A 22,571-nucleotide genomic window follows, 5' to 3' on the forward strand; every position below is an offset into this window, starting at 1 on the left:
CCCCCACCCACGGGCGCCGACCGCCCATCCCCAGCGCCCCGGCCCGCCGACCCCACATCGACGATCATCAGCACCGGCGTCCGCGTCACCACCGCCGCGCCACCCGCGTCCTGGACGCGCCGTACATCCGCGTCGATCAGCACGGCGGTCGGAGCGACATGGTCGCCCCGGACCTTCGGCCGGGTGAGCCGGGGGTCGGAGGTGACCTCGACCTCGGCGGTCACCGGCGCGTACTCCCGCGCCAGACCGGGCACGGGCCCCCGGCGCAGATCCGCCCCGTGCAGCCCGGCCGAGGCGGCAGCCGCGGCCACGCACAGCAGCACGGCGGCGGCCGACGCCCGCGGCCAGGAGGCCCACCCTGCTCGCCGGGTCAGTGGCAGCAGGCCGACGGCGGCCAGACAGCCGGCCACGATGCCCAGGACCCACGCCGGCGACGCGTCCAGCACCAGCGCCGCGGTGCCCCAGGCCGCGAGGGCGGGTGGGACGAGCCGTAGGTCCGTGGGTCCTTCCTGCCGCGGACGGGCGCTGCCCAGCCGCTTGCCGGAGGAGGCGTGCACGGACGCCCGGGCGCGAGAGGCGGACCCGGCGCGAGGGGCCGACCCGGCGCGAGGGGCCGACCCGGCGGTGAAGGCCTCGGGTGCCGCCTCGTCCCGCCGCGCCGGCAGCTCGGGCGCCCCGCTCATGGCTGTACGAGATTCCGCAGATCGGCGAAGCGGCGGTCGCCGATGCCGTTCACGTCGCGCAGTTCGTCCACGGAACGGAAACCTCCGTGCTGCGTGCGGTAGTCGATGATGTGCTGCGCCAGCACCGGGCCGACACCCGGCAACGTGTCGAGCTGGTCGGCGGTGGCCGTGTTGAGGGAGACGGGAGCCCCCGGCAGCACGCCGCCCGCCGCCGCACCGGCCGTGCCTCCGGCAGCCGCACCGCCCGTCCCGGTCCCCGCGGCCGGAGCCGGTCCGCCCACGATCACCTGCTCGCCGTCCACGAGGAACCGGGCGCGGTTGAGGCCGTCGGTCTTCGTGCCGGGCTTCACCCCGCCCGCCGCGCGCAGCGCGTCCGCGACACGCGAGCCGGCCGGCAGCCGGTGGATCCCGGGTTCGCGGACCTTGCCGCCGACGTCCACGACGATCTCGGCCACCCCGGACGCACCTGTCGCCTTCGCCGCCCCTGCAGGCGCGCCCGCTGCGCGTTCCGGCTCTGCCGGTCCGCTTGGCTCCGGCTCCCCGTACGGTGCCGCCGCTCGCACCACCTCGGGCGGCCGTACGGACTGGGTCCGGCCCGCCCAGAAGTGCTGAACGGCGAACACCGCGGCGACGAAGAGCACCACCGTCAGCGCGAGCACGCTCCGCCGCTCCAGGCCGCACCTCGCCTGCAACCACACGGGCATGCGCTCCCGCACCGCGAGCCCGGCCCGCTCCCGCCAGACCCCTTCCCCAGGACGACCGTCCCCGCCGACTGTCCCGGCGCCCGCCCCACCGTCGACACCGACGGGGACACGCACAGACGCCACATCGACATCCACATCGGCATCCACACCGGCATCCACACCGGCTTCCGCAGCGGCATCCACACCGGCTTCCGCAGCGGTCACCGGCCTTCCCGGCCCGTGCCGAGTAGGTCCTGCGGCGACCGTCTCCTCGGGCGGGCCATGGCCCGACTCCCGCCGCTCCCCGCCCCGTTCGGCATGCTCGCCGAACAGCACCTCCGCGCGCCGGCGGAGTTCCTCCGCCTCGGCATGTCGGTGCCGTGCCCGGCCGCGTGCGGCAGGCCGGTGACGGCGGTGACGGATGCGGCCGTCGGACGCCGGTCCACGGCCCGGCCCGCTGGTCGCAGTCGCTGTGCGTGAAGGTGATCGAAGTGCCATGCGACGAGGATCGGCCACCTCGGCACACTCGCGATGATCTTGGTCAATTCCCGGGGACAACGGCCGGCTTGTGGATAACCCGGCCACCCACACGGGTGATCAGAGCCCGCTGTAACCGTTCACTGCGGCGAAACCACGACCCCCAGCAACCCGGGCCCGGTGTGCGCCCCGATCACCGCCCCGACCTCGCTGACATGCAGATCGGCAAGCCCGGACACTCGTGCCCGCAACCGGTCGGCGAGGGCCGACGCCCGGTCCGGGGCGGCCAGATGGTGGACGGCCACGTCGACCTGGGCGCTGCCCGCGCGCTCGGCCGCGATCTCCTCGAGGCGGGCGATGGCCTTCGACGCGGTCCGCACCTTCTCCAGCGGTTGGATACGGCCGTCGGCCAGTTGCAGCAGCGGCTTCACCGCGAGCGCCGAGCCCAGCAGGGCCTGCGCGGCACCGATACGGCCGCCGCGGCGCAGGTAGTCGAGGGTGTCGACGTAGAAGTAGGCGGACGTGCCCGCGGCCCGCTTCTCCGCGGCTGTGACGGCCTCGTCCACCGTGCCGCCCGACTCCGCGGTCTGGGCAGCGGCGAGCGCGCAGAAGCCGAGCGCCATCGCGATCATGCCGGTGTCCACCACCCGCACCGGCACCGGCGCCTGCCGCGCGGCGACGACGGCCGCGTCGTACGTACCGGAGAGCTCGGCGGAGAGGTGGAGGGAGACGATGCCGGTGGCGCCGGACTCGGCGACCTTGCGGTACGTCTCCTCGAAGAGGGCGGGGCTGGGCCGCGAGGTCGTCACCGAGCGCCGCTTCTGCAAAGCCTGGGCGAGGGCGCGAGTCGAGATCTCGGTGCCCTCCTCCAGCGCCCGGTCGCCGAGGACGACGGTCAGAGGTACCGCTGTGATGCCGTGACGCTCCATCGTCCGGGCCGGCAGGTAGGCCGTTGAATCGGTGACGATCGCGACATGGCGGGACATGAGCTGGAGGTTACCTGCCGTAGTGCCCGTGTGGCAGCCCGGCCCCCGTGCCCTGTGACGCGAGTGGCGGGATCAAGTGGTGCTCTCGGGGCGGGGCTTCTTCTGCCAGGGGTAAGTGGGGCGCGGTCCCGGCGGGGTGATGGCGGGCCGTGCCGGCTCGCCCGCCGGGCTCGACTGCGGGGTCTCCGGCCAGGTCTGCCCGGCCGTTGCGGCATCGGCGGCGGGTGCCTCGGGCCACGGCCTCGCGGCGGGCTGCGGCTCCGGAGGGGAGGCGGGCTGGGACTCCGGCGTCGTCGTCCAGTGCCGTAGCGCGCCGGCCTCCATGTGGATCTGGGCGCTGAGTGTGTCCAGGTCGTCCTCCGCGAAGCGGTGGGCGCGGTCGCGGGCCGCCCAGCGCAGGGCGTCCGCCGACTGTGTGATGCGTTCGGTGCGCTCGCGCAGCTCGGGCAGCCGCTCGCCGAGCGCGCCGCGGTCGGGCTCGGACTCCAGGCGCTTGAGCTCGTCGTCCAGCTCGTGCCCGTGCGCACTGAGCCGTTCGAAGAGGCCGATGGACTCCTTCAGGGACTCGTCCTCCGCGACGGCCGCGTGCAGCGCGTCCTGGGTGGCACGCATGGAGGTGCGCAGTCTCAGCCGGAGTTGGGCGAGCTCGCCCGCGGCGCCCGGCTGGGCGAAGGACTTGGCCCGCAGGGTGTGGTCCTCGACCGTGCGGCGGGCCTGCGTGATGCCGCGGTCCACGCCGCGCTTGGCGGCGCCGACCACCTTCACCGTGGCGTACACACCGAGCCCGAGAAAGAGCACGAAGAGCAGAGCGAATACTGCGATCACTGCGTCCACCGGCTCCTCCTCAGGGCTTCTCGGCACATCTCACGCGCTCTTCAACGGTAAACGCAACAGGCAGGCCCGGAGTTCCAGAAAAACCCCGAACCTGCCCGTAGGGGACCACCCGGAGAGCGGTCCGCGGTGTCTGGCGGCTACGCCGGAACGATGTTCACCAGCTTCGGCGCCCGCACGATCACCTTCCGGATCCCGGCCCCGCCCAGCGCGGCGACGACCTTCTCGTCGGCCAGCGCGGCCTTCTCCAGCTCGTCCTCGGAGATCGACGGCGAGACCTCCAGCCGCGCCTTCACCTTGCCCTTGACCTGCACGACGCAGGTCACGGTCTCGTCGACCACGTACGCCGGGTCGGCCACCGGGAAGTCCTGGTACACCACGGAGTCCTCGTGCCCCAGCTTGCGCCACAGCTCCTCGGCGATGTGCGGGGCCAGCGGCGCGACCATCAGCACCAGCGGCTCGGCCACGGAGCGCGGCACCGGGCCGCCCGCCTTGGTCAGGTGGTTGTTCAGCTCGGTGACCTTGGCGATGGCGGTGTTGAACCGCATGCCCTCCAGGTCCCCGCGCACGCCGTCGATCGCCTTGTGCAGGGCGCGCAGCGTCTCCTCGTCCGGCTCGGCGTCGACGACGGTGACCTCGCCGGTCGCCTCGTCGACGATGTTGCGCCACAGCCGCTGGAGCAGCCGGAACTGGCCCACCACCGCGCGCGTGTCCCAGGGCCGGGAGACGTCCAGCGGTCCCATCGCCATCTCGTACAGACGCAGTGTGTCGGCGCCGTACTCATCGCAGATCTCGTCCGGAGTGACCGCGTTCTTCAGGGACTTGCCCATCTTGCCCAGCAGCCGGGAGACCTTCTCGCCCTGGTAGTAGTACGCGCCGTCGCGCTCCTCGACCTCGGCGGCCGGCACCGCGATGCCACGGCTGTCGCGGTACACGTAGGCCTGGATCATGCCCTGGTTGAACAGCTTGTGGAACGGCTCGGCCGAGGAGACGTGCCCCAGGTCGTACAGGACCTTGGACCAGAAGCGCGCGTACAGCAGGTGCAGCACGGCGTGCTCGGCGCCGCCGACGTACAGGTCGACACCGCCGTGCGGCTGCCCCTCGCGCGGGCCCATCCAGTACTGCTCGATCTCCGGGTCGACCAGCTTCTCGCTGTTGTGCGGGTCCAGGTAACGCACTTCGTACCAGCAGGAACCGGCCCAGTTGGGCATGGTGTTGGTCTCACGCCGGTACTTCTTCGGGCCGTCACCCAGGTCCAGCGTGACGTTGACCCAGTCCTCGTTGCGGGACAGCGGCGTCTCGGGCTCGGTGTCGGCGTCGTCCGGGTCGAAGGTGCGCGGCGAGTAGTCCTCGACCTCGGGCAGTTCCAGGGGCAGCATCGACTCGGGCAGCGCGTGGGCGATGCCCTCCTCGTCGTAGACGATCGGGAAGGGCTCGCCCCAGTAGCGCTGCCGGCTGAACAGCCAGTCGCGCAGCCGGAAGTTGACGGTGCCCTCGCCGATGCCCTTGCTTTCCAGCCACTCGGTGATGCGCGCCTTGGCGTCGACGACGCCCAGGCCGTCCAGGGAGACGCCCTCCCCCGTGGAGTTGACGATCTTGGCGTCGTACGACACGAAGGCGGCGTCCCACGTCGAGGTGTCGGTGCCGCGGCCGTCGGCCGGCTCGACGACGCAGTTGATCGGCAGCTCGAAGGCGCGCGCGAACTCGAAGTCACGCGTGTCGTGTGCCGGGACCGCCATGATCGCGCCGGTGCCGTAGCCCATCAGCACGTAGTCGGCGATGAAGACCGGGATCTGCTCGCCGTTGACCGGGTTGGTCGCGTACGCGCCGATGAAGACGCCGGTCTTGTCCTTGGCCTCGGCCTGCCGCTCCACGTCGGACTTGGACGCGGCCTGGGCGCGGTAGGCGGCGACGGCCTCCCCGGGGGTCGCGTGGCCGCCGGTCCACACCTCGTGGGTGCCCTCCGGCCAGGCGGCCGGGGTGAACTTCTCGACCAGCGGGTGCTCGGGCGCCAGCACCATGTAGGTCGCGCCGAACAGCGTGTCCGGGCGGGTGGTGAAGACGGTGATGCGCTCGCCGTCGATCGGGAAGTCGACGCGGGCGCCCTCGGAGCGGCCGATCCAGTTGCGCTGCTGCAGCTTGATGGCCTCGGGCCAGTCCAGCGCGTCCAGGTCCTCCAGCAGCCGGTCGGCGTAGGCGGTGATGCGCATGTTCCACTGGCGCAGCTTTGCCTTGAAGACCGGGAAGTTGCCGCGCTCGGAGCGGCCGTCGGCGGTGACCTCCTCGTTGGCCAGCACGGTGCCCAGGCCGGGGCACCAGTTGACCGGCGCGTCGGAGGCGTAAGCCAGCCGGAACTCGCCCAGGACGTCGGCCTTCTCGGCGGCGCTCAGGTCGCTCCACGCGCGCGTGTGCCCGGGAACGGGCCGCTCACCCGACTCGAACTGGGCGACCAGCTCGGAGATCGGGCGGGCCTTCCCGGCCTCGTGGTCGTACCAGGAGTTGAAGATCTGCAGGAAGATCCACTGGGTCCACTTGTAGTAGTCCGGGTCGATCGTGGCGAACGACCGGCGGTTGTCGTGGCCCAGGCCCAGCCGGCGCAGCTGGGACTTCATGTTCTCCATGTTGGCTTCGGTGGACACGCGCGGGTGCGTTCCCGTCTGCACCGCGTACTGCTCGGCGGGCAGGCCGAAGGCGTCGAAGCCCAGGGTGTGCAGGACGTTGTGTCCGGTCATGCGCTGGAAGCGCGCGTACACGTCCGTGGCGATGTAGCCCAGCGGGTGGCCGACGTGCAGGCCCGCACCCGACGGGTACGGGAACATGTCCATGACGAACTTCTTGGGCTTGGCGACGGTCTCCTGGTCGCCCGCCAGGTCACCCTTCGGGTTGGGCGCGCCGTAGGTGCCGTCGGCGTCCCAGAAGTCCTGCCAGCGTGCCTCGATCTCGGCAGCCATGGCGGCCGTGTAGCGGTGCGGCGCTGCCACCTCGGAGGCGGCAGCGGGGTTCGTCTCGCTCATGATCCTCAAAGCTCCATCGATCGTCTCTGCCTGCGGCTGTGTGGTTCGAGAAACGAAAAATCCCCTCGCACAGGAGGGGACGCCGCGCCGATTCCGGCCACTCGACTCGTCCGGTGGCCGGGACTGATCAGCGCGGCCCGCTAAGCAGAAGGCGTACGGCACGCATGGCGTTAGGGTACCGCAGGCCCCCAGCGCGCCGCGACGCGCTTCCGAGGGGCCGTCTCGGTGCCCGAATAGCTGAGCCAGGGTCAAAGGTTACTTCGCGTAACAGTCACTAAGGGACATCACAACAACCACATTGTCCTTTGATAACAACGCAATAACTCAAACCTGATACCCATCGGTATGGCTCCGTTTAGAGTGCGGCAGCGGGACCGCTTTCCCGAACCGCTCGGAGTTGCCCCCATGAACCCTCATCGCAGTACCCCCTCGCTCCACCCGGTCGCCGGGACGCGGGGAGGCCGGTCGTGAACCCCAACGACTCCACGGCAGACGACTCCTTCGCCGAGTTCCTCAACTTCGGCGCGGGCGTGCTGTCCCTGGTATGCCTGACCTGCTCGGTGATCTGGGGCCTGGTCGCCCAGGACCGGATCCTCCTCGACGCCCGCAGGCGCATCCTGGCGCAGGCCGTGCACCGGACCACGGCCGTCGCCTCGATCGCCTTCCTGCTGGTGCACATCGGAGTGAAGCTGGCGCTGTCCCACACCTCGTGGATCGCCGCGGTGATCCCCTTCGGGCTGCTGTTCACCGACGAAGAGGTGGTAGCGGGCAGGTCCTTCCTGATCGGCCTGGGCACCCTGGCCGGCATGCTCATGATCTTCGTGGGCATCACGGGCATGCTGCGCAACCGCTTCGCGTCCCCGGCGCCCGTCGCGGCCCGCTGGCGCGCCATGCACATGCTGGCCTACCCGGCCTGGTGCGCCGCACTGGTCCACGGCCTCTACGCGGGTCGCCAAGCCAAGCCGATCTTCGTCGTCCTGTACTGCCTGTCCCTGGTCGGCGTGGCCGGAGCCCTCGCCCTGCGCGCCGCTCCGCGCCCGGTCAAGCGCAAGGTCGCCGACAAGTTCGCCCAGTTCATCGGGCCCGGGGACGGGCTGGGTCGCAGGGACCTGGAGGAGAGCCGGGCCCGGGCGGGCACCGGCTCCGCGCTGCCCGGCTACGAGGGCCGGGACATGCCCGCGGGGGCCATGGCCTCCTCGTCGGGGCCGCGGTACGAGAAGGCGGAGCGCCCCACCCCCCAGGAGTCCACGAGCGGCTTCGCCGCGGCCTACCGGGCCGTCTCGAGCCCGCCCCTGGGCCAGCAGGCGTTCGCGCCGGGGYCGACCGACCGCATGGAACTGCCGCTGGACATGCAGCCCACGCAGACCATCCCGACCGTGGACGGCCCCTCCAGCACCTCGGGCAACTGGCCGATCCCGTCCCCGCCGCCGGTCGGCGAGGCCCCGCCGTCGGCCTACGACCCACTCCAGGACACGGGCTTCAACATCCCGCCCTACGACCCTCTGCAGGACACCGGTCAAAGCATCCCGGCCTATGACAATCCAGGCGCCTCCGGCTATGGATCGAGTGACGTGTACGACACGGGTGAGACGAACGCCGTCTACGACACGTACTACCCGAACGACACGTACAACAGCGGTCCCGCCACTGAAACACTGCCCGGTGCGTCCTACGACTTCGACGCACCGGGATCGGGCGAACCTTGGAACACGCCTTCCGGAGGCTTTAAGTGAACGAGGCTTTGCCTGACGTACCCGAAGTCCGCGTTGTCGGCCTTCCCCAGCTCACGTCCGGCTTCGACCTTGTCGATCGGCTCGATCTGCCCATGCACCTGAAGGTGCACGGGCCACTCGAGCCGATGGGCGGCGAGCAGCTCGCGCAACTCGCCGAACGCATCAACCTGAAGGGCCGCGGCGGCGCGGGCTTCCCCTTCCACAAGAAGCTGCGCTCGGTCGCCGAGGCCGCGATCAAACGCGGCGTCCGGCCGGTCGTCGTCGTGAACGGAAGCGAGGACGAGCCGGCCTGCCGCAAGGACACGGTGCTGATCAACCGTGCTCCCCATCTGATCCTGGACGGCGCACTGCTGTGCGCGGAGGCGCTGGGTGCCCGCACGCTCGTGGTGGGGGTCACCCGTGAGTCCACACAGCGCTCCATGGAGGCCGCGCTGGCCGAACGCGGCCTCAGCAACGGCCGCAGATCGGCACTCCGGGCGCGCGTGCAGCGCAACCCGGTCCGCATGGTCACCGGCGCCGCCGCGTCGCTGATCCGCTCGATCGACGGCGGCCCGGCAGTCCCGCCGGGCCGCAAGGTCAGCGCCTCGCAGAACGGCGTCGGCGGCGCGCCCACGCTGCTGTCCAACGCCGAGACCTTCGCCCAGCTCGCGATCGCCGCCCGCATCGGCCCGGAGCGCTACGGCAACACCGGCCTGTACGACGAGCCGGGCACCGTCATGCTCACGGTCTCCGGGGCGGTCGCCCGCCCCATGGTGATCGAGGTCCCGACGGGCGTGCCGCTGCGGTACGTCCTCCAGCTCGCCGGCGCCCCGCCGGTGCCGCAGGGCGTGCTCACCGGCGGCTACCACGGCAAGTGGATCGACGCGGCGACGGTCAACGAGGCGATCGTCTCCCGCAACTCCCTGGACGCGGTGGGCGGCGCGCTCGGCGCCGGCGCGATCCTGCCGATCACTCAGGAGACGTGCCCGCTGGGCGAGTCACTGCGTGTCGCCCAGTGGCTGGCGGAGGAGAGCGCGGGCCAGTGCGGTCCCTGCTACCTCGGTCTGCCGGCCGCGGCGCGCGGCCTGGAGGACATCCTCAACGGCGGCGGACCGGCCGCCCTGGAAGCCCTCAAGCAGGTCGCCAAGAACGTGAAGCGGCGCGGCGCGTGCTCGCACCCGGACGGCTCCGCGATGTTCATCGAGTCGACCATCAAGGCGTTCACGGACGACCTGGCCGCCCATGTCCTCGGAAACGGCTGCGGACGGCCCGTGGAGGGCGTTCTGCCGCTCTTCGAGGGCGGCAGGGCCCCTACGGGCATCCCGGGCGGCGGCGAGTCCGAGGAGAACGGCCCCAGCCGTCAGAAGATCTACGTCGACTGGACGCTGTGTCGGGGCCACGGCCTGTGCGCGGACATCCTCCCCGAGGTGTTCCAGCTCGGCGCCGACGGCTTCCCGACCGTGGCGCAGGCGCAGGTGCCGCGGTACGCCGAGGCCAAGGCTCTACGCGCGGTGCGCCGCTGCCCGGCACTGGCCCTGCGCATCGAGGAGGACACGCGCGCTCAGGGCGGCGCGCCGTCCCGCAACCTCCCTGTCCTGTCCCAGGGCCGCGGCCGCCGCGCTCTCGGCCGCTGAGCACACGTACGGCGGGCTTCCCCCGGGGGAGCCCGCCGTACGCGCACACGGACACCGCGCACGAAGAAGGCGGGCCATCCGATCGGATGGCCCGCCTTCTCATCTGCTGTGGAGCTAAGGAGAATTGAACTCCTGACCTCCTGCATGCCATGCAGGCGCTCTACCAACTGAGCTATAGCCCCTTGCTGCGTCGCTCCGGGTTTCCCCGGCGGCGACGCCAACTTTACTGGTCCACCGGGCCCAACACCAAATCGATTTCGCCTCGTACGGGGATGCCCGCTATGTCGGATTCATACCGACCTTGCGGGCTCTACGCCGTGACGAACGAATAGAACCGCTTGAGCGTGCAGTGCTCCTCCAGAAGCCGGCCGTAGATCGGCTCGCCCTCCAGCTCGCGGTACGTCTCGATCGGGTCGCCCTTTATGATCAGCGCCCGTGCGCACTCCTCGCACCAGTACTGGTAGTCGGGATTGATCGGCTCCATGTCGCGGACGATCGGAGTCCCGCTGCCGCACCAGTCGCATTTCCTCCTGTGTGCACCCATCGATCAGCTCCAGCTGTGGCCGCAGGCCGTGCACACGTAGGAGATCCCGCCGTTGTCGCCGAGCATCTGGGCCACGTGCGCGGATCCGCAGGAAGGGCAGCTGAGGCGGGTCGACATATCCCGTGTCAATGCTGCTCCGAGGAGGTGGTCGACCTCCTGGATGCTCGCAGGCATCGCTACTCCCTCCCGTCGGGCCGCGCCCCCTTCCGGCCGTTTGATTCTGCCACGGCCGGAGCAATACGGTCAGCGACGCCTCAGTACCAGTCCGGACACGGCAGGCGTCGTGGCCGTAGAGGTATACGCCTCAGCGGGCCCGAGTGACTCAACCCGGGGCACGAAAAATCCCGCCCCCCTGGACGGGAGCGGGATCTTGACGTGGAGCTAAGGAGAATTGAACTCCTGACCTCCTGCATGCCATGCAGGCGCTCTACCAACTGAGCTATAGCCCCTCTTGTTCCTTCCCGGCGGGCCGGGCGAACAAGAAGAACTTTAGCCTGCGACCTGCCGGAAAGTGAAATCCGGGTCAGTCGTCGTCGCCGAGCACCGGTTCCGGCAGCGTGCCGGCGTTGTGCTCCAGCAGGCGCCAGCCGCGGGCGCCTTCGCCGAGGACGGACCAGCAGCAGTTGGAGAGTCCGCCGAGGCTCTCCCAGTGGTGGGGATCCAGGGCGAGGAGGCGGCCGATGGTGGTGCGGATGGTGCCGCCGTGACTGACCACGACGAGCGTGCCGTCCTCGGGGAGCTTCTCGGCGTGCCGCAGCACCACGGGGGCGGCGCGGTCGGCGACCTCGGTCTCCAGTTCCCCACCACCGCGGCGCACCGGCTCGCCGCGCTTCCACGCGGCGTACTCCTCGCCGTGCCGGGCGATGATCTCTTCGTGCGTCAGGCCCTGCCAGGCACCGGCGTAGGTCTCGCGCAGCGCCTCATCGTGGGTCACCTCGAGGCCGGTGAGCGCGGCGAGCTCGGCGGCCGTGTTCGCGGCCCGCTTCAGGTCGGAGGCGACGATCGCGGCCGGCTTCAGGCCGACGAGCAGCCGGGCGGCGCGGCGGGCCTGGGCGACGCCGGTCTCGGTGAGCTCGACGTCCGTGGTGCCCTGGAAGCGGCGCTCCACGTTCCACGCGGTCTGGCCGTGCCGCCAGAGGATGATGCGGCGACCCCGGCCCTTGCCGGTGGACGCCTCACTGAAGGAGGTCACCGCCAGTCACCCTCCAGCTCCGCCGCCTCCTCGGCCGCTCGCAGCTTGGCGTGCTCCTCGGCCTTGCCGCGGGTGGCCTTGGCGTCCTCGGGCAGCTCCAGCTCGGGGCAGTCCTTCCACAGCCGCTCCAGGGCGTAGAAGACGCGCTCCTCGCTGTGCTGGACGTGGACGACGATGTCGACGTAGTCGAGCAGCACCCAGCGAGCCTCGCGGTCGCCCTCGCGGCGCACCGGCTTGGCGCCGAGCTCCTTGTTGAGGCGCTCCTCGATCTCGTCGACGATCGACTTGACCTGGCGGTCGTTGGGAGCGGAGGCCAGCAGGAAGGCGTCCGTGATGGACAGCACGTCACTGACGTCGTAGGCGACGATGTCGTGTGCCAGCTTGTCGGCGGCCGCCTGGGCGGCGGTGTTGATCAGCTCGTGAGAGCGGTCGGTCACGGTCACTACAAGGCTTTCCGTCGGCGGTCACTTGCCCCCAAGGGTCTCACGGACCGCCGTGCGCCCCCCACGCGATTACGGGGACCGGGTGGGGGAGCGCACTCCTGCCGGCTAGTCGGACGACGGCTTGTAGTCCTGGCCGAGGACGACGGCCACGTCGGCGCCCGCGGAGATCCTGCCCTTGGTGACGGAGCCCGCGGGCAGGCCCAGGGTCTTGGCGACCTCCGCCGCGTCGGCCTTGTCGGCGGCGTCGGCGTAGGTGACCTTGGACGTGGCCTGGGCGGAGCCGGGCGTGCCGCCCTCCAGGAAGGTGAAGCCGCCGTTGAGGAGCACGACGCGGGCCTTCTCCGTGTTGTCCTTCACACCGCTGGCGTTCTGGACGGAGACGCTGACGGCGGCGTCCTTGTCGGGGCTCTTGGCGGTGCCGCCGAGGACGTTCTTGACCACTCCCGCGCTCGCCTGGGCGCTGAGCGTGCCGTCGGTCCGGACGGGCAGCAGATCCGTCTTGTAGTCGCCGCCCTTGGCGAGGTCGGAGAGCCCGGCGAGGAAGGTGCCGAGGTCCTTGTCGGTCAGGGACGGGTCCAGGATCTGCGCCAGGGTCTGGATCGTGGTCGTCGCGGCCTGCGGGTCGGAGGACATCTTGCGCAGGACGCCCTGCAGGACCTGCCCGAAGCGCTCCAGCTGGGCGTCCTGGGCCTCGCCGGGGGCGCGGTAGGTGGCGTAGGCGACGGCCATCTTGCCGCTGAGGGTCTGGGCCTTGCCCTTGTTGACCAAGGGGGCCGCGCCCTTCTTCTTGGCGGCGGGGTCGGGGACGTCGGTGTCGGTGTCGACGTCGATGTTGCCGACGAGGTCGACGAGGTTCTGGAGGTAGGGCGTGTCCAGCCGCCAGGTGCCCTGGATGTCGGTGCCGAGGACCGTGTCGAGCGCGTCGCGGGTGCCGTCGGAGCCGTCGTCCTCGACCGACTTGGCGAGCGTCGTCGTGGTGCCGTCGTCGCTGGTCAGGGCGAGGGAGTTGGGCAGCAGGACGGTGGTGCCCCGCTTGGTGGTGGTGTTGTCCACGAGGAGGGCCGTGGCAGTGCCGCCGCCCTTGGTGTCGTGCAGGTGGACGACGATCACGTCGCGCTTCTGGGCGCCCGCGGCCGTCGCGGTGCCCGTCGCGGAGTCGTCGGAGGACAGACCGGGCAGCTTCCCCGCGTACCAGAGGTAACCGACGCCGCCGACCGCGGCGAGCGCCAGGACGACGACCAGGGCGACGATCCGGCTGCGGGCGCGGCGCCGGGCCTCCTCGCGGCGCTCGGTGCGGTTCTCGGTGAACTTCAGCCAGTCGATGACGTCTTCGGAGTTGTCGTCGGGCTCCTCGACGAAGGCGAACTGCTCGGTGTGGTACTCCCGTTCGGGCCGGTCGCGGACTTCCTCGTCGTCGGCCGGGCCCGCCTGCTGCGGGATGTGGGCGGTCTGCTCGGCCACGCGGGGCTGCTGGGCCGTACCGGCGCCGGCCGCGGCCTGACCATAGGGGTCATGAGGCGCGGTGCCGCCCTGGTGCTGCCCGGAGGCGTAGAGGTCGTAGGAACCGTAGGCGGACTGCTGCTGAGTGCCGTAGTCGTACGCGGTCGGGGGCTGCTGCCCGGTCGTGGCGTACGGGTCGTAGCCGTAGCCCTGCTGTTGCTGCTGGGCGTACGGGTCGTACGTCTGCTGCTGGGTCTGGACCTGCCGGTAGACAGGTTGGCCGTACTCGTCGTAGCCGACGAGCTCGTACTGGTCGCCCCCGTACCCCGGGTCGTATCGGTCGTTCACCGGTGCCCCTCTCGGCTCACTCGCCGCGGTACAGCTCGCGCTTGTCGATGTAGCGCACGACTCCGTCCGGCACCAGATACCAGATCGGGTCGCCCTTGGCGACTCTCGCACGGCAGTCCGTGGAGGAGATGGCGAGGGCGGGGACCTCGACGAGGGAGACGCCGCCCGCCGGGAGTCCTGGGTCGTTCAGGTGGTGGCCCGGCCGGGTGACCCCGATGAAGTGCGCGAGGGAGATCAGTTCCTCGCTGTCCCGCCAGGTGAGGATCTGGGCGAGCGCGTCGGCGCCCGTGATGAAGTACAGGTCCGTGTCGGGGTTGAGCGCGCGCAGGTCGCGCAGGGTGTCCACGGTGTAGGTGGGGCCGCCGCGGTCGATGTCGATGCGGCTCACGGAGAACTGCGGGTTCTCGGCGGTAGCGATGACCGTCATCAGGTAGCGGTCCTCGGCCGGGGAGACCTTGCGGTGGGTCTTCTGCCACGGCTGGCCGGTCGGGACGAAGACCACCTCGTCGAGGTGGAACGCCGCGGCGACCTCGCTGGCCGCCACGAGGTGCCCGTGGTGGATCGGGTCGAAGGTGCCGCCCATGACGCCGAGGCGGCGCTTGCCCGGCCGGGGCCGGTCGTTTCCGGGGCCGTCGATCTGGCGGTGCGCCGTGACGGCACGGCGGGGCTCCGAGTGTCGCTCGGTGCCGCTCGCCGTGTCCTGTGCCGGGTCGTGCGGCGTCTCGTTCGCCGGACCGGTAGGCATGTCCTGCTCTCCCATGCGTGCAGACCCTACCGGCCCTGCCTGAGGGCTCCGGCCGCCCCCGGGTTCCCCTGGGCGCCCCGCGCGGGGCGCCCTGCCGGGCTCAGCGGTCGCGGTTGAAGCGGGTAGTGACCCACAGCATCAGCAGCAGGATGAACAGAGCGGCGCCACCGGTGAGGTAGGGGCTGAGGCTCTCGTGGTTTCCGCCGTGCTCCTCGCCCTCGGCGGCGAGGGTGACCAACTGGGCAGCGGTGCTGTGGAAGCTCATCTTCGGCAGGACCTATCGCATGTGGGCGGGTTAAAGACGTCGGCTCATCGTAAGCGGGCGCCCCGACCGCGATCACCCCGACTCCGCCTGTTCGTGACACGGGGGCGGTGCCTGCTCCCGCCCGGCCCGGTCCCGGGGCCCGGCGGGGAACCTTCCCGGTGCCTCAGTCGTCCTTCCGTCTGTAGCCACGCAGCAGGAACCACGCGGTCAGCACACAGCCCAGGATCATCACGATCAGTACGTACCGCAGCATCCCCGGCCCTCCCTGCCGCTCGGCGGCGGTCGCGGCCTCGGCGAGCCAGGCGGCTGCGGGGTGGTGCTCCATGGCGGTGGTCTCCTTCGCTGTACTGCCCGACCACCGTAACTCCGCCTAGGCTGGGCTCTGCCTCGGGGAAGCAAAAGGCCGCACAAGGGGCCGTAAAGGTCACACAGACGCACATGGGGGAAGACATGTCCGACGGCCACGAGCACAACGGGCACGAGAACGTGCCGAGCAGGCAGCGCAGGCGCTTCCCCGGGATCTCCTCGCGTACGTACGAGCATCCGGCCGACCGCTCGGCCCTGGTGGCGCTGCGCAAGCTGAGCGGTTTCGACACGGTGTTCAAGGCGCTCAGCGGCCTGCTGCCCGAGCGCAGTCTGAGGCTGCTGTTCCTGTCCGACTCGGTGCGGGTGTCGGACCAGCAGTTCTCGCACCTGAACGTGATGCTGCGGGACGCCTGCTACATCCTGGACCTGGAGAAGGTCCCGCCGATGTACGTGAACCAGGACCCGCAGCCGAACGCGATGTGCATCGGCCTGGACGAGCCGATCATCGTCGTCACGACGGGGCTCGTCGAACTGCTCGACGAGGAGGAGATGCGGGCGGTCGTCGGGCACGAGGTGGGGCACGCGCTGTCCGGGCACTCGGTCTACCGGACCATCCTGCTGTTCCTGACCAGTCTCGCCGTCCGGGTCGCCTGGATCCCCCTGGGCAACCTCGCGATCATGGCGATCGTGAGCGGGCTGCGCGAGTGGTTCCGCAAGTCGGAGCTGTCCGCCGACCGGGCGGGGCTGCTGGTCGGGCAGGATCTTCAGGCGTCCATGCGGGGTCTGATGAAGATCGCGGGCGGTAACCACCTGCACGAGATGAACGTGGACGCGTTCCTCGCCCAGGCCGAGGAGTACGAGGCCGGGGGTGACCTGCGCGACTCGGTGCTGAAGATCCTGAACGTGCTGCCGCGCTCCCACCCCTTCACCACCGTGCGGGCGGCCGAGCTGAAGAAGTGGGCCGAGTCGCGGGACTACCAGCGGATCATGGACGGCCACTACCCGCGGCGCGACGAGGACAAGGACACCTCGGTCCGGGACTCCTGGCGGGACTCGGCGAACCACTACACGACCCATGTGAAGAACTCCAAGGACCCGCTGATGAAGCTGGTCACCGACCTCGCCGGCGGCGCCGGCGACCTGGGCGACCGCGTCCGCAGGGGCTTCGGCGGCTTCACGAACCCGGCTCAGAAGCCGCCCCGGGGGCCTGAGACGCCGGGCACGTCGGGCTCCCCGGGAGACGACCGGCCGCCGCCGCGCGACGAAAGCTGAGACGCCCGGAGGAGCATCGGGAGGACCACAGCGCCCAGCGCCGGCGGAAGCGCCCTGGACGCCCGGAGCCCGGAGCCCGGAAGCCCGCCCTCACACCCTCGGCTGCGCGCTCTTCGCCAGGGAGCCGCACAGGGCCGTGGCGCTGCCCGTGGCGTAGGGGTCCGTGCCGGCGGGGCCGCCTTCCTTGGCCGTCTGGCCGGCCAGGAGGGGGCGCAGGTGGTTCGTGGAGTCCTCGGCGCAGGAGAGCGGGCCGGCCTGGACGTAGGAGACGACGAGCTGGGCCTGGTGCAGGCGCAGGTCGTCGCGGTCGAAGCGGAAGTGCAGCTCGCGCCGGACGGTGAACAGGGACGCCTCGGCCTTGTCACCGGCCCCGGCAGGCCGCAGTGCGTACACGAACGTGTGGTCGGCGGTGACCTCGAGCGTGGACGAGTCGGCCTCGGCGGCCTGGAGCGTGCCCTGGACCCGCACCCTGCGGTCGGCCAGCTCGGCGCGGGAGGGGTCGAAGCGGACGAGCCAGCCGGTGGGCGCGTGGCGTCCGTCCGCGGTGGGGCGGGCGAAGCTCTGGTCGAACTGATCCAGCTGGTCGGAGGCCAGCAGGACGCGGACGGCGCGGACCTCACGGCCCGTGAGCACGTCCGGGTCGAGGGCGGAGCGGACGATGTAGTCCTTGGCGGTGGTCAGGGCACTGACGACCTGGCTGTCCGAGAAGTGCGCGGTGCGCCGCGAGGCGGGCAGCGGCACGCCCTCCGCGCCGGTCTTGAACTGTGCGGCGGGGCTGCGCTCGTACAGGTACGCCGTGTCGGCCGTGCCCGGCACCCTGCCCTCGGGGGCGAGCGGGATGACGGTCATCCGCAGGGGTTCGGCGGTCTCCTGGACGGCGGGGCTCTGGTAGGGGTGCCGTACACCCATGTAGATCGCGGTGCCGAAGGCGACGGCGATCAGCAGGACCAGGACCAGTGCCTGCCGGGACAGGCCCCGGCGCAGGGGCGCGACGCGGCGCACGGCGGGCGCGTGGTCGCTGATCCGCTCCTGGGCGGAGTACTCCTGGAGGCGGGCAGCACGGACGAACGATTCGTCGAAGACGACGGATCGGTACTCGTCCTCTCCACCTCCGGGACCGCCCTCGGGTGTCCCCTCAGGTGGGTCTCCAGGCCCGCCCATATCTTCAGGGTAGGTCTCCGGAAGCTCGGGTAAACGCCCTGCCGCACCACAAGTTCTGACAGGTCCTCACCAATGCGAGCGGGTTCCGGTCAGGGGCTGCGCGGGATCACCGAGACGGCCGGCTGGGAGTAGTCCGCGGAAGCGGAGGGAGCCGCCCCGCTGCCCTGTTCCAGCCCGGTCGAGGTGGGCGCCGGCACGGGGTCCTGGCGGTTGGAGGACGCGCCCCGGTAGACCGCCGTGAAGGCCAGCGCGACCATGCCGATGCCCATCACGAGGGCGAGCAGCCAGGCGACGGGGCGGTGCCAGCGGACCCGTTTGGAGTACGGCCCCGTGCCGCCGTACAGGTCCTCGAGGACATCGGGGTCGTCCAGGTCGTCCAGCTCGGGATCATGGCCGAAATCGCCGTGCCCGTCCGGGCCGTACCCGTCGTCGTACCGCTCGCCTCTGGAGTGGGCGCGGCGCGCCTCCGCCTCGGCTCTCGCCTTGGCGGCGGCCAGGAGGCGCTCCACGGCGGTCGGCTCGTGCACCACGGCCGCGCGTACGAAGGCCTCGTCGAAGACCACGGAGGCGAACTCTTCGTCCGACACCCCGCGGTCGTGGTCGTCGTCGGGCTCCCGGCCGTCAGGAAACGGCGTGCCCCCCACGTCCTCCGGCACGGTTCCAGAGTAGACCTGGGGGGTCATTTTGGGCAGACGGTACGGAGATTCATCCGCCGGTTGAGACGGCGCCCACCGGATGCCGCACGGCGCACGCCCGGCCGGTCCGCCCCCGCCGCACACGCATGCACCGCTTCACACGCCCACGTGGCAGGCGGTCAGCGCCGCACGTGCCCGTCGCCGGTGACGATGTACTTCGTGCTGGTCAGCTCGGGCAGACCCATCGGGCCGCGGGCGTGCAGCTTCTGCGTCGAGATGCCGATCTCCGCGCCGAAGCCGAACTGGCCGCCGTCGGTGAAGCGGGTGGAGGCGTTGACGGCGACCGTGGTCGAGTCGACCAACTGGGTGAAGCGGCGGGCGGCCTGCTGGGAGGTCGTGACGATGGCCTCGGTGTGGCCGGAGGTCCACAGCCGGATGTGCTCGACGGCCTTGTCCAGCGAGTCCACCACGGCGGCGGCGATGTCGTACGACAGGTACTCCGTCTCCCAGTCCTCCGCCGTCGCCTCGACGACCGTGGCCTTGGAGTCCTTGGCGTAGGCCAGGACGCGCTCGTCGGCGTGCACGGTGACCCCGGCCTCCGCGAGGGCGTCCAGGGCCCGCGGCAGGAACTCGGCGGCGATGTCCTGGTGGACCAGCAGGGTCTCGGCGGCGTTGCAGACACCGACGCGCTGGGCCTTGGAGTTGATCAGGATCTCGACGGCCATGTCGAGGTCGGCCTGGGCGTCGACGTAGACGTGGCAGTTGCCGGTGCCGGTCTCGATGACCGGGACGACGGACTCCTGGACGACCGTGTTGATCAGGGAGGCGCCGCCGCGCGGGATGAGCACGTCGACCAGGCCGCGGGCGCGCATCMGCTCACGCACGCTGTCGCGGCTCTCGCCGGGCACCAGCTGGATGGCGTCGGCGGGCAGCCCGGCCCCGCCCACGGCGTCGCGCAGGACGCGCACGAGGGCGCTGTTCGACTGGTACGCCGAGGAGGAGCCGCGCAGCAGGACCGCGTTGCCGGACTTCAGGCAGAGGGCGGCGGCGTCGACGGTGACGTTCGGCCGGCCCTCGTAGATGATCCCGACGACGCCGAGCGGCACGCGGACCTGGCGCAGGTCGATGCCGTTGGGCAGCGTGGAGCCGCGTACGACCTCGCCGACCGGGTCGGGCAGCGCGGCGACGTCGCGGACGTCCGAGGCGATGGCGCGGACCCGCTCGGGGGTGAGTGTGAGCCGGTCGATCATGCCCTCGCTGATGCCGGCCTCGCGGGCCTTGGCGACGTCCTTGGCGTTGGCCTCGACGATCTCGTTCGTACGGACCTCCAGCGCGTCGGCGATGGCGAGCAGCGCGTCGTCCTTGTCGGCCCTCGGCAGCGGCGCGAGGCTCGCGGCGGCGGCCTTGGCGCGGTAGGCGGCCTCGGTGACCGGGGACATGGAGTCGTACGGCGAAAGCGTGGTCATAAGGGAAGGGTAGTGTGCCGGGCGGGACCGTTCACCGCGCGTTCCACACCCCGAGACACTCCCCGAGACGGCCGCCGGACCGGGTCAGAACGGATGCACTCCGACCGGCGACGCGGGCGGCGGCCCGTACCCCTCGGCGATGCGCTGGTGGTAGGTCGCGCGGTCGATGACCTCCAGGCCCACGATCTCCCAGGGCGGCAGTCCGGCGGTCTGCCGGTGCTCACCCCACAGGCGCAGGGCGACGGCGGCCGCGTCGTGCAGGTCGCGGGCCTCCTCCCAGTAGCGGATCTCCGCGTGGTCGACCGCGTATCGGCTGGTCAGGAGGAAGGGATGGTCGTGGGCGAGCTGTTCCAGGGCGCGCCGGACCTCGGGGAGCGGGGCCTCCTTGCCGGAGACGCTGAGGGTGACGTGCCACAGGCGCGGCGTGTCCGCGGGTTCCTCGCCCTCGAACCGGTCCCCGGCCGCCACGCTCGTCAGGGCCCGCTCCTCACCGGCCGCGCGGGAGCCGGCACCACCACGGGACGCGGTGGCCCCAGGGCGCACTCGTCTCACGACGGCCTCCTTTGCACAGTGGCGCTGCTGTGGAATATGTCCCCGAGACAAAGTTGAGCAGGCCGCAAGAGATCGCGGGGCGGTTTTGCGGAACGTCCACCACCGAGGGCGGATGTTTCGACACATTACGGATGCAGGAGCACCAGGTCGTCCCTGTGTACGACCTCGCGTTCGTAGGCGGGGCCGAGTTCGCGAGCCAGTTCGCGGGTCGAGCGGCCGATCAGCCGGGGGATCTCCTTGGCGTCGAAGCTGACGAGCCCACGGGCCACGGCCCGCCCCTTGGCGTCCCGCAGCTCGACCGGGTCGCCGGCGCTGAACTCGCCCTCGACTGCGGCGATCCCGGCGGGCAGCAGTGACTTGCGGCGCTCCACGACGGCCTCGACGGCGCCGTCGTCCAGGGTGAGGGCGCCCTGCGGGGTGGAGGCGTGCTGGAGCCACAGCAGCCGGTCGGCGGAGCGCTTGCCGGTGGGGTGGAAGTAGGTGCCGGTGTCCTCGCCGGACAGGGCGTCGGCCGCGTGGACGGCGCTGGTGAGCACGACGGGCACGCCGGCGGCGGCCGCGATCCGGGCGGCCTCCACCTTGGTGACCATGCCGCCGGTGCCGACGCCCGCCTTGCCCGCGCTGCCGATCTCGACGCCCGCGAGCTCGGACGGGTCGCGCACCTCGGCGATCCGGGAGGTGCCGGGCTTGCCGGGGTCGCCGTCGTAGACGCCGTCCACGTCGGACAGCAGGACCAGCAGGTCGGCGTGGACGAGGTGGGCGACGAGGGCGGCGAGGCGGTCGTTGTCGCCGAAGCGGATCTCGTCCGTGGCGACGGTGTCGTTCTCGTTGACGATCGGGAAGGCGCCCATCGCGAGGAGCTTGTCGAGAGTGCGGGAGGCGTTGCGGTGGTGGGCGCGGCGGCTCATGTCGTCGGAGGTCAGGAGCACCTGGCCGACGCGGACGCCGTAGCGGGCGAAGGAGGCGTTGTAGCGGGCCACAAGCAGGCCCTGGCCGACACTGGCGGCGGCCTGCTGCCGGGCGAGGTCCCTGGGGCGGCGGCGCAGGCCCAGCGGGGCGAGGCCGGCCGCGATGGCGCCGGAGGAGACCAGGACGATCTCGCGTTCGCCGCCGCTGCGGACCTTGGCGAGCACGTCGACCAGCGCGTCCACGCGGTCGGCGTCCAAGCCGCCCGACGCGGTCGTCAGCGAGGAGGACCCGACCTTGACGACGATCCTGCGGGCCTCGCCCACGGCCTGCCTTGCCCCTGCCACGTCGCCGTCCGTCCCCTCGCGTCGATTCGGTCGCTCACCAGGAAATCTACGGGACGGGCGGGCAGGGCGCGGCGCCGGTCCACGCTACGGACGGTACGGCGAGCGTCACGACACGGCGGCGGCGCTCCCGCTGTCCGCGGCCCCGGCTGTGAAGCTGCCGTCCCCGGACACGGGCTCGGTACCGCCCCGGACACGGGCTCGGCGCCGCCCCGGACACGGGCTCGGCGCCGCCCCGGACACGGACTCGGTACCGCCCCGGACACGGACTGGGCGCCGTCCAGGGCACGGGCTGGGCGCCGTCCCGGACACGGACTCGGCGCCGTCCAGGGCACGGGCTGGGCGGCCGCCCGCGCAGCCGTCACGGCGCACGCCCGTGACCGCGGCGCTCCCGCTGTCCGCGAACACGGGCCATGAAGCTGCCGTCCCCGGACACGGACTCGACGCCGCCCCGGACACGGGCTTGGTACCGCCTCGGGGCACGGGCTCGGCGCCGCCCCGGACACGGGCTGTGCGGCCGCCCGCGCAGCCGTCGCGGCGCACGCCCGTGACACACCGTGCACGCCCCCTGAATTCGCCCGGGCCATACCGTGTACGCCGTCCCGAACGCGCGTTGTGCGCCCGACGGCCGCGACCGGGCCCGCCCACAGCGCACCAACCCACACCTCCCCGGACATGCACTGCGCAGCCCCCCGCGCAGGTCCCCACCGGGCACCCCGCAGACACCGCACACGCCCCGAACCCGCCGTCTGCGGCACACCATGCACGCCCCCGAAAACGTCCGCTCCACACCGCGCATGCCGTCCCAGACAGGCGCTGCGCAGCTGCCCGCACAGATCCCACCGGGCACCCTGCCCGCGGCCCGCCCCCGAACCCTCCTGCGCGGTGTGGTGCGGACACTCCCGAAACCGCCCGCACCACACCGCACGCAC

20 protein-coding genes, 2 tRNA genes and 1 pseudogene are annotated in these 22,571 nt (G+C 71.6%); 3 read left to right on the forward strand and 20 right to left on the reverse strand.

The window, feature by feature from the left end:
- The 5 genes and pseudogenes from CA983_RS19735 to leuS form a co-directional block, all read right to left on the reverse strand.
- Nucleotides 1–683 (reverse strand): annotated as a pseudogene (locus CA983_RS19735) (ComEC/Rec2 family competence protein); the annotation flags it as partial.
- A complete protein-coding gene (locus CA983_RS19740) occupies nucleotides 680–1,864 on the reverse strand; it encodes a ComEA family DNA-binding protein (RefSeq protein WP_107500251.1) in 1,185 nt (394 codons plus the stop codon). The gene CA983_RS19740 and the pseudogene CA983_RS19735, both read right to left, overlap by 4 nt.
- Before the next feature lie 119 nt (nucleotides 1,865–1,983).
- Nucleotides 1,984–2,829: a DegV family protein gene (locus tag CA983_RS19745; RefSeq protein WP_086602233.1), complete on the reverse strand. Its 846-nt coding sequence runs from the start codon at nucleotides 2,827–2,829 to the stop codon at nucleotides 1,984–1,986.
- A gap of 72 nt (nucleotides 2,830–2,901) precedes the next feature.
- A complete protein-coding gene (locus CA983_RS19750; RefSeq protein ID WP_086602234.1) occupies nucleotides 2,902–3,663 on the reverse strand; it encodes a hypothetical protein in 762 nt (253 codons plus the stop codon).
- Between the two features lie 137 nt (nucleotides 3,664–3,800).
- Nucleotides 3,801–6,674 (reverse strand): leucine--tRNA ligase, encoded by a 2,874-nt coding sequence (leuS, locus tag CA983_RS19755; protein WP_086602235.1) that lies wholly within the window; start codon nucleotides 6,672–6,674, stop codon nucleotides 3,801–3,803.
- A 467-nt stretch (nucleotides 6,675–7,141) separates the two neighbouring features.
- Here leuS and CA983_RS19765 point away from each other — a divergent pair, with 467 nt between their 5' ends.
- Together CA983_RS19765 and CA983_RS19770 are read left to right on the forward strand one after the other, a co-directional pair.
- Nucleotides 7,142–8,407: a ferric reductase-like transmembrane domain-containing protein gene (locus CA983_RS19765; protein ID WP_086602236.1), complete on the forward strand. Its 1,266-nt coding sequence runs from the start codon at nucleotides 7,142–7,144 to the stop codon at nucleotides 8,405–8,407.
- Complete coding sequence (locus tag CA983_RS19770) at nucleotides 8,404–10,020, forward strand: NADH-quinone oxidoreductase subunit NuoF family protein (protein WP_086602237.1); 1,617 nt, start codon at nucleotides 8,404–8,406, stop codon at nucleotides 10,018–10,020. Before CA983_RS19765 ends, CA983_RS19770 begins: the two co-directional genes overlap by 4 nt.
- A gap of 109 nt (nucleotides 10,021–10,129) precedes the next feature.
- Here the strand turns inward: CA983_RS19770 and CA983_RS19775 are convergent.
- From CA983_RS19775 to CA983_RS46750, 10 genes are all read right to left on the reverse strand, one after another.
- Nucleotides 10,130–10,202 (reverse strand) — tRNA-Ala (locus tag CA983_RS19775).
- A 128-nt stretch (nucleotides 10,203–10,330) separates the two neighbouring features.
- Complete coding sequence (locus CA983_RS19780; RefSeq protein WP_006136074.1) at nucleotides 10,331–10,564, reverse strand: hypothetical protein; 234 nt, start codon at nucleotides 10,562–10,564, stop codon at nucleotides 10,331–10,333.
- A gap of 3 nt (nucleotides 10,565–10,567) precedes the next feature.
- On the reverse strand, nucleotides 10,568–10,738 hold the full coding sequence (locus tag CA983_RS46740) for a hypothetical protein (protein ID WP_167407410.1): 171 nt from the start codon (nucleotides 10,736–10,738) through the stop codon (nucleotides 10,568–10,570).
- A gap of 202 nt (nucleotides 10,739–10,940) precedes the next feature.
- Nucleotides 10,941–11,013, reverse strand: a tRNA-Ala gene (locus tag CA983_RS19785).
- A 74-nt stretch (nucleotides 11,014–11,087) separates the two neighbouring features.
- Complete coding sequence (locus CA983_RS19790) at nucleotides 11,088–11,762, reverse strand: histidine phosphatase family protein (protein ID WP_086602238.1); 675 nt, start codon at nucleotides 11,760–11,762, stop codon at nucleotides 11,088–11,090.
- On the reverse strand, nucleotides 11,753–12,199 hold the full coding sequence (gene rsfS / locus CA983_RS19795; protein ID WP_020269542.1) for a ribosome silencing factor: 447 nt from the start codon (nucleotides 12,197–12,199) through the stop codon (nucleotides 11,753–11,755). The genes CA983_RS19790 and rsfS overlap by 10 nt, the downstream gene beginning before the upstream one ends.
- A gap of 105 nt (nucleotides 12,200–12,304) precedes the next feature.
- On the reverse strand, nucleotides 12,305–13,987 hold the full coding sequence (locus tag CA983_RS19800) for a LytR C-terminal domain-containing protein (protein WP_086602239.1): 1,683 nt from the start codon (nucleotides 13,985–13,987) through the stop codon (nucleotides 12,305–12,307).
- A gap of 16 nt (nucleotides 13,988–14,003) precedes the next feature.
- Nucleotides 14,004–14,747 (reverse strand): nicotinate-nucleotide adenylyltransferase, encoded by a 744-nt coding sequence (nadD, locus tag CA983_RS19805; RefSeq protein ID WP_086602240.1) that lies wholly within the window; start codon nucleotides 14,745–14,747, stop codon nucleotides 14,004–14,006.
- An 85-nt stretch (nucleotides 14,748–14,832) separates the two neighbouring features.
- The gene (locus tag CA983_RS46745; RefSeq protein ID WP_086602241.1) at nucleotides 14,833–14,997 is read right to left on the reverse strand and encodes a hypothetical protein; all 165 of its coding nucleotides are present in this window, start codon (nucleotides 14,995–14,997) and stop codon (nucleotides 14,833–14,835) included.
- A gap of 163 nt (nucleotides 14,998–15,160) precedes the next feature.
- Nucleotides 15,161–15,322 carry a hypothetical protein gene (locus CA983_RS46750; protein ID WP_086602242.1) on the reverse strand — a complete coding sequence of 54 codons (162 nt, stop codon included), beginning with the start codon at nucleotides 15,320–15,322 and terminating at the stop codon, nucleotides 15,161–15,163.
- Between the two features lie 125 nt (nucleotides 15,323–15,447).
- On the opposite strand from CA983_RS46750, the gene CA983_RS19820 reads away from it, so the two are divergent.
- Entirely contained in the window at nucleotides 15,448–16,575 is a 1,128-nt protein-coding gene (locus CA983_RS19820) for a M48 family metallopeptidase (protein WP_086602243.1), read from the forward strand.
- A gap of 90 nt (nucleotides 16,576–16,665) precedes the next feature.
- Here the strand turns inward: CA983_RS19820 and CA983_RS19825 are convergent, their stop codons facing one another.
- The 5 genes from CA983_RS19825 to proB all read right to left on the reverse strand — a co-directional run bounded on the left by CA983_RS19825 (nucleotide 16,666) and on the right by proB (nucleotide 21,621).
- Nucleotides 16,666–17,736 (reverse strand): SCO2583 family membrane protein, encoded by a 1,071-nt coding sequence (locus tag CA983_RS19825; protein ID WP_086602244.1) that lies wholly within the window; start codon nucleotides 17,734–17,736, stop codon nucleotides 16,666–16,668.
- Nucleotides 17,737–17,825: 89 nt separating this feature from the next.
- Nucleotides 17,826–18,392 (reverse strand): SCO2584 family spore wall biosynthesis protein, encoded by a 567-nt coding sequence (locus CA983_RS19830; RefSeq protein ID WP_483027220.1) that lies wholly within the window; start codon nucleotides 18,390–18,392, stop codon nucleotides 17,826–17,828.
- 158 nt (nucleotides 18,393–18,550) lie between these two features.
- Nucleotides 18,551–19,837 carry a glutamate-5-semialdehyde dehydrogenase gene (locus tag CA983_RS19835; protein ID WP_086602246.1) on the reverse strand — a complete coding sequence of 429 codons (1,287 nt, stop codon included), beginning with the start codon at nucleotides 19,835–19,837 and terminating at the stop codon, nucleotides 18,551–18,553.
- Between the two features lie 84 nt (nucleotides 19,838–19,921).
- Nucleotides 19,922–20,380: a hypothetical protein gene (locus CA983_RS19840; protein WP_059416949.1), complete on the reverse strand. Its 459-nt coding sequence runs from the start codon at nucleotides 20,378–20,380 to the stop codon at nucleotides 19,922–19,924.
- A 134-nt stretch (nucleotides 20,381–20,514) separates the two neighbouring features.
- The gene (gene proB, locus CA983_RS19845) at nucleotides 20,515–21,621 is read right to left on the reverse strand and encodes a glutamate 5-kinase (RefSeq protein ID WP_086602247.1); all 1,107 of its coding nucleotides are present in this window, start codon (nucleotides 21,619–21,621) and stop codon (nucleotides 20,515–20,517) included.
- Nucleotides 21,622–22,571: the final 950 nt, after the last annotated feature.

This window comes from Streptomyces swartbergensis, from assembly GCF_002148965.1.
In the GTDB taxonomy this organism is placed as follows: Bacteria; Actinomycetota; Actinomycetes; order Streptomycetales; family Streptomycetaceae; genus Streptomyces; species Streptomyces swartbergensis.